This window comes from Xenorhabdus mauleonii (genome assembly GCF_900113945.1).
Taxonomy (GTDB): Bacteria; Pseudomonadota; Gammaproteobacteria; order Enterobacterales; family Enterobacteriaceae; genus Xenorhabdus; species Xenorhabdus mauleonii.
This window is the reverse complement of record NZ_FORG01000053.1, coordinates 1-6,510: the sequence shown is the minus strand read 5'-3', so window position 1 is coordinate 6,510 and position 6,510 is coordinate 1. Positions and strand designations below refer to the sequence as shown.

Genomic DNA, 6,510 nt, shown 5'->3' with positions numbered 1-6,510 from the left:
CCACACTGGATAGCTTTATGCAGAAACAGGCGCAATGGCTGGCTCATTTAATGGAAAAGGGCAAGGCGCAGCCGATTCAGTTTACCCTGCCGAAACCCCCTGTGTGCCCACGTTGTGGCGGCACGATGCAAAAACGCATGGGAAAAACAACGCCGTTCTGGGGCTGCACCCGCTACCCGGCGTGCAAAGGGATGCTGAATGCCAGCGCGGTGACCGGCTCCCGAAAAAACCGGCGGGGAAATTCGTCGGCATGAAGATAGGGTTATTGATTGATCCCATTGACGAATGCTTTAAAAATCACGCAGTTTTTAGCCGAAAACTCCCGTAGCCTGAAAGGGAGCGCCTGTTTGCGGTACATCTGCCCACCTTTGAAAGCAGATATTGCTGGTCCAACGGCAGTGAAGGTTTTTTATTCTTTATCAGAACGTCAACCACGTAGGCGTCTGACGCCCGGCGGGAAAAATCATTCCCGTCAGGGAAGCGGATTTTCTCCGTCACACCGTATTTTTTATCTCCATGGAGAACATCGTATGTCTGAGAACACCACAACTTTAACCAAAAACGACTATTTCAACCTGAATATTAAGGGTCTGGGTTATCTGAATAATATCCGCCATGTCAGCACCGCCAGTGGCACGTTCCTGAGCTGTGTGATCAATGCGCTGAACGGGCCGAGTGATAACCCGGTCTATGTGCGTTTTGATATCACCGTGGTTGGCAAGGAAGCAACCAGTCTGGTCGGCCGTTGCCAGAAAGCGGTAGACGAGGACAAAAAAGTCTTACTGGGTTTTACGTTAAGCAATCCTTCAACGGATATCTTTACCCTGAAACGCGGTGATCATGCGGGTGAACAGCGCGTTAGCCTGAAAGCCCGTCTGATCAAAGTTGACTGGATTAAAATCGGTCAGGAAAAAGTGTATCAGGCTGAACAATCCGATTCGATGCCGCCTCAGAACGGCATTACGCAAAAAGAATATGCAGAAAATTCCTTCTGATATTCCATTGACCTGCCCTGAAATTTCAGGGCATTCCTTTATGAATAAGACAACAGGATACCGTGATGAATGTTGCACCGATTGGGGTTCTGGCCCTGCAATATTGCCATAAACAATTACCGTTAACCGTGTTGCGAAGCCGTGCAGGTTTTTATATCGGCACGATGGATGCGGGAGAACCGTGCTCGCGTGAATCCGTGGAGTATTTTGCCTACCGCGAACAAGCGGAGTTTGCCCTGAAACAAGGGCAATGGACACAACGTCAGTCAGTTTAACCGATAAGGAAAGGAATATGGCTTCACGCGGAATTAACAAGGTGATTTTAGTGGGCTATCTGGGGCAGGATCCGGAAATCCGTTACCTGCCGACCGGCGGTACGGTGGCCACGCTTTCACTGGCCACTTCAGATAACTGGCGGGATAAACAAACCGGCGAGTTGCGGGAAAAAACGGAGTGGCACCGGGTCGCCATTTTCGGCAAATTAGCCGACATTGCGGCGGAGTATTTACAGCAAGGGACGCAGGTGTATATCGAAGGCCAGCTGAAAACGCGCAAATGGCAGGATAACCAGGGGCAGGATCGCTACTCAACTGAAGTGGTGGTGAATGTGAATGGGTCGATGCAGATGCTGGGGAGTCGTGGGGATTTGAAGCACGCGGCATCTCAGCAGGCTGGACATAAGCCAGCACAGAAGCAGCTACCGTCTCAACCTGTTAATCAGGAAAGAAAAAAAACACAGCCAGAACAGGTCTCAGTGTTACCGGAAGAGGATGACACCGACTGGGATTCGGAAATTCCGTTCTGAGTGATGCCTCCATCATTAACATATTGCCCTGCTAAATTAAAATAGGGCTGGATGTTTTAACGTGTAACGCAAAAGTGTTATCTATATCTTTATGATATTAAATGATTATTTTACATTAATAGCACTTTTTGATAAAAAATATTAGCACAGACATGTATACTTAATAACAAGTACACCTGCCACGCTGAGTCCCTGAATCAGGGAATGCGCAAATTGGCAGGTTTTTTTTTGCCTGAATTTTACTTTCTGTGATATCTATGACGACTACAACGCAAAAGAAGATTTATCAAAAGCGTCCAGAAGATATTTCTTTTCTTATTAATAAACTTCGGAAACGCGGCTTAATCATAAAAGAGCAAAAGGCTGCGGAGCATGCACTGACATTCATCGGTTATTATAGATTACGCGGTTATTTCTATCCTTTTTATCTTATGGATGAACAGCGTATACCACAGCCGATTGAGCCGAAACATTTTGTTGAAGGAACGACATTAGAAGATGTTCTTCAGCTCTATGAATTCGACCGAAAATTGCGTCTGATTATCCTCGAACAAATACAAAAAGTGGAAATAGCTTTACGAACGTGTTTATCTGAGCACATGTGCGGAAAATATGGTGCTCATTGGTTCATGAACTTATCTGTTCTGAGTAATGACTACCACTATGAAAACTTTTTTGGTCAGATTAATGAGGCTAAAGAAACGTTTATTGAACATTATAAGCAGAAATATCACACGCCAAAATACCCGCCTTCCTGGATGATCACAGAAACATTGAGCTTTGGCTCATGGTCAAAAATATATAAGTCGTTATTACAGGTGGATCAAAAAGCCATTGCACGCAAATTTAATGTGAAAAGTTATGAAGTCATGGCGTCGTGGTTTCATACATTAAGTCATATTCGCAATCTTTGTGCACACCACAATCGTATCTGGAATCGCTCCTTCCGGGCATTCCCGCCGAAAAAAGGGCGTGAATTAGAACAACATATTATTAATCCAACAACGCTTTATAGTCGGTTGGCTATTTTGAAATACCTTTCAGCTCAGGTGTCTTATTATAATGGTTTAAAAACACAATTAACGGAGTTAATGAAAGAAAAACCTTGCTGTGTAAACTGGGAAACGATGGGATTTATTGATAATTGGGAGCACTCATCACTCTGGCAATCAAATACAGATTTTTGTGAAAAAGAGACCTCTTCAGACAGAATTCATGGCTAAACGGAATGCCAGTAACTCAGGTAAGTTACTTTACTTGTTAAACTTACACGTTCGATTATTGAATTAGATAACATAATTCGTTAAAGTAGAAACGCTATCGGCAAAATCCGATAGTCAGGGATTAGCAACCCTGAGAAACACTCCACTGGTAGGATATTTCTACCAGTGTGTCTGCTATCACCCTTTCAATGGTGGTTCAGGCAGGGGAGACTCACGTCTCGCCGGTCGAGTGTTTCCGGTATTGCTAACCCTGTCTGAACTACCACCAATAATCTACAGAAAGGGAAGCAGGTATGACGATGACTCACACTCAGAAAGACTGGCACCCAGCCGAAATTATTTGTGCATTACGCAAACGTGGTACAACCCTCGCCGCAGTCTCCCGCGAAGCCGGATTAAGCTCTTCAACCCTTGCCAACACCTTATCCCGCTCATGGCCAAAAGGGGAATGGATCATTGCAAATACCCTTGAGGTCCATCCTTCCGAAATTTGGCCGAGTCGTTATTTTGATCAAGCCGGTCAGTTGATTGAACGTACGACACGCAAGACGGTTTCAGCAAAAACAGCAGAACAATAAGCAATAAAGTTTTTATTTCCTAAAAGGCAGTTTCAGTTGTTGATTGAAAAAATCCTGTTATTTCCTGCACATTGAGGCTTTTATTGCCGGGCAGGAATAACAGGAATGAGAATAACCCTATTACTGGGCATATTGGCCACTATCCTGACGGGATGCCATTCCCCGTCCAAACAACCCCAACCCATCTCCGAACAGGTGGTTTCTGCAACGCAGGTCACGCGCAATATTCAGCCTGTTCCTTCTGATATTTATCAACACACGCCGGAAGTTATTCGTCATGGCCGATATCTGTTGGTCAGCATCGACCCGACAGCCGCACAGCGTGACCCGCTTTCCCAGTTGATTGAGGTGCGTCTCCCTGCTTCCCAGCAGCCTACGGTGGGCGATGCCCTGCGTGATGTCTTGCGCCAGTCGGGCTATACCTTGTGTGCACCTGAAAAGACCAATGACATTTTATATCGTCAGCCGTTGCCTTCCGTGCACCATCAGTTAGGCCCTGTTCGGCTGCATACGGCTTTGCAGCTCATGGCAGGCCCAGCCTGGCAACTGGACGTGGATGGGGTAAAACGTCAGGTTTGTCACCATCTGCGACCGGGTTATCAGCTCCCACAACCCCCACAAGGAAAACAACCATGAAATGGTCTCAAATGGGGCTGATGGTGTGGGTCGTACTCGGCAGCCCGGCATGGGCAGATAGTCCGTCACCTTTAACGTCACAGCAGACGCAGACGGTGGAAAGCCAACCGCAAACATTGAAAACACCGGCCGGGCAATGGGGATTGAAGAGGGAGGAATATCAGCGTTATCAGCATCTGATGGCGGGGCCAAGGGGAATTCAATCGCCGGGACTTGATCCGCTGACAACCTTGGGCATTGAGGCTGAAAATGAGGCCGAACGCCGCCGTTATGCTGAGCAGTGGGTCAAAACAGAATTCGCCCGTACCGAAAAAGAGCTGCGCTTTCAGCGAGAAGTGAATGCGGCCTGGCAGCGGCTGTTTCCTGATGTTCTGCCCGTTAACATGGAAAAAACACGGGAGGTAAGCGGTCGTCTGGCCCTGTTTGTCAAAGCGAAAGATTGCCCGTCATGTGAAACCCGTCTGGCTGAAGTGTTGGCTGCGAAGCAACCTGTTGATATTTATCTGGTTGACAGTCAGGGGAATGATGATCTGCTGCGGCAGTGGGCCAAAAAACATCAAATCCCCGTTGAGCGGGTACGCAGCCGACAAATCACCCTGAATCATGATGCGGGCTACTGGTTCCGGTTTGGCAAAGGTCGGATGCCGGTCTTGCTGCGGCAGGGAGAGCAGGGATGGCAGATCACCTCATTATGAAACTACTGAACTTATTCCCCGTTGTGGGTTTATTATGGATGACAGCCTGTCATGCTGAACTGAATGTGATTGCCGATTTAGGCGGCAAAGATGCCTCGCCCTTTTATGACAGCATTAATGCCGAACAACATGATGCGTCTTTACCATCGGCACCGCCTTTCTCTCCCGAAGTCATAGGTGAATCTGTCATGTTGCCTGTCAGCACATCGGAACTCACTCCGGGGAAAGTCGCTGGTAGACCATTACAACTGCCGGGGATTGGCGCGCTGTTTCTGATTGGGGATGATCCCGTTTCACGCCAGTGGTTGAACCAGAATGCAACTACATTGACGAAACAACAGGCTGTGGGGTTGGTGGTGAATGTCAGAGACATGGCGGGGTTACAGGCATTGCGCGCATTAGCCCCGGATTTACTGCTGTCACCGGCTTCCGGCACCGAACTGGCTCGCCGGTTGCAATTGCAACATTATCCGGTGTTAATTACCGACACCCAGCTTTCCCAGCAGTTATTGCCATGAGCCGCCGTTATGTGGTTGAGGCCTTGCTGCGTCCGGCCGTTGAACTGAATACGGCGCTGGTCGCCGCCGTTGCAGCATTTGTCTGTATTCGGGCACCCTGGGCCATCGCACTGGCACCCTCCGTCAGTTATGTCATAGGCGGCAGTTTTGCCGCACTGGCGATAGTGCGCACCTGGCAGGGCATCCAGGTTCTGCGTTATCGCCGGAACCTGCGCCGCCTGCCGCGTTACCAGATGAGCACAAAGCATATTCCCGTCAGCCACCGGCAGTTATTTCTGGGCCGGGGATTTCGCTGGCAGCAGAAGCATACCCAGCGTTTGCAGGATACGCGACGACCGGAAGTGGAACGATTTGTGCAACCGTCTCAGGTTTATCAGCTTGCCCGTGCAGTAGAACGAACAACCGAATACCGTTGGCCGATTTTATCTGTGCTGTTACGTAAAGACTCACCCTTCAATCCGGTACGCCCGCTGCCCCCGGTGGGCGGCAATCCGGCCATTCACGGCATTGAACCGCAGGAGGCGGACGTGTTTATGGATTTGCGCGAACGAGTCGGGCATACGTTGGTGATGGGCACTACCCGGGTGGGAAAAACCCGATTGGCTGAACTGCTTATCACGCAGGATATCCGGCGTGGTGAAGTGGTGATTGTGTTTGATCCCAAAGGGGATGCTGATCTGTTAAGACGCATCTGGGCAGAGGCGCACCGGGCAGGGCGTGGTAATGAACTGTCCATCTTTCATTTGGGTTGGCCGGAAATCTCTGCCCGTTATAACGCCGTCGGGCGGTTTGGCCGGGTATCCGAGGTAGCGTCCCGTCTGGCGGGGCAGCTCAGTGGCGAAGGCAACAGTGCGGCGTTTCGTGAATTTGCCTGGCGGTTTGTCAATATTGTCGCCCGTGCCCTAGTGGCGCTGGGGCACCGGCCGGATTACCAGCTGATCACCCGCTACGTCAATAATATTAGCGAACTGTATCAGCGCTATGCCATCCGAGTGATGGAAGAGAGGCAACCGGAGCTGTTGGCGCAAATCAATCATTCTCTCAGCAAACTGAAAGAAAA

Annotated in this window: 10 protein-coding genes; all 10 read left to right on the top strand. The window is 49.2% G+C overall.

What is annotated here, in order from left to right:
* A partial coding sequence (locus BM100_RS21665; RefSeq protein WP_175494998.1) for a topoisomerase DNA-binding C4 zinc finger domain-containing protein occupies nt 1–254 on the top strand: 254 nt, incomplete at its 5' end.
* A 276-nt stretch (nt 255–530) separates the two neighbouring features.
* Nucleotides 531–995: an STY4534 family ICE replication protein gene (locus BM100_RS21660; protein ID WP_038255211.1), complete on the top strand. Its 465-nt coding sequence runs from the start codon at nt 531–533 to the stop codon at nt 993–995.
* 65 nt (nt 996–1,060) lie between these two features.
* Nucleotides 1,061–1,270, top strand: coding sequence for a hypothetical protein (locus BM100_RS21655; protein WP_092514805.1), 210 nt, complete (start codon nt 1,061–1,063; stop codon nt 1,268–1,270).
* A gap of 17 nt (nt 1,271–1,287) precedes the next feature.
* Nucleotides 1,288–1,800 (top strand): single-stranded DNA-binding protein, encoded by a 513-nt coding sequence (gene ssb / locus BM100_RS21650; protein WP_092514797.1) that lies wholly within the window; start codon nt 1,288–1,290, stop codon nt 1,798–1,800.
* Between the two features lie 257 nt (nt 1,801–2,057).
* Nucleotides 2,058–3,023: an Abi family protein gene (locus BM100_RS21645; RefSeq protein WP_092514795.1), complete on the top strand. Its 966-nt coding sequence runs from the start codon at nt 2,058–2,060 to the stop codon at nt 3,021–3,023.
* A gap of 293 nt (nt 3,024–3,316) precedes the next feature.
* Nucleotides 3,317–3,601: a helix-turn-helix domain-containing protein gene (locus BM100_RS21640; protein WP_092514783.1), complete on the top strand. Its 285-nt coding sequence runs from the start codon at nt 3,317–3,319 to the stop codon at nt 3,599–3,601.
* 105 nt (nt 3,602–3,706) lie between these two features.
* Complete coding sequence (gene pilL2, locus BM100_RS21635; RefSeq protein WP_092514778.1) at nt 3,707–4,237, top strand: PFGI-1 class ICE element type IV pilus protein PilL2; 531 nt, start codon at nt 3,707–3,709, stop codon at nt 4,235–4,237.
* Nucleotides 4,234–4,932, top strand: a complete 699-nt coding sequence (locus BM100_RS21630; protein ID WP_092514776.1) for a TIGR03759 family integrating conjugative element protein — start codon at nt 4,234–4,236, stop codon at nt 4,930–4,932. The genes pilL2 and BM100_RS21630 overlap by 4 nt, the downstream gene beginning before the upstream one ends.
* Nucleotides 4,911–5,450: an integrating conjugative element protein gene (locus BM100_RS21625; protein ID WP_092514774.1), complete on the top strand. Its 540-nt coding sequence runs from the start codon at nt 4,911–4,913 to the stop codon at nt 5,448–5,450. Before BM100_RS21630 ends, BM100_RS21625 begins: the two co-directional genes overlap by 22 nt.
* On the top strand, nt 5,447–6,510 hold a 1,064-nt coding region (gene traD, locus BM100_RS21620), incomplete at its 3' end, for a conjugative transfer system coupling protein TraD (protein WP_139217020.1). The genes BM100_RS21625 and traD, both read left to right, overlap by 4 nt.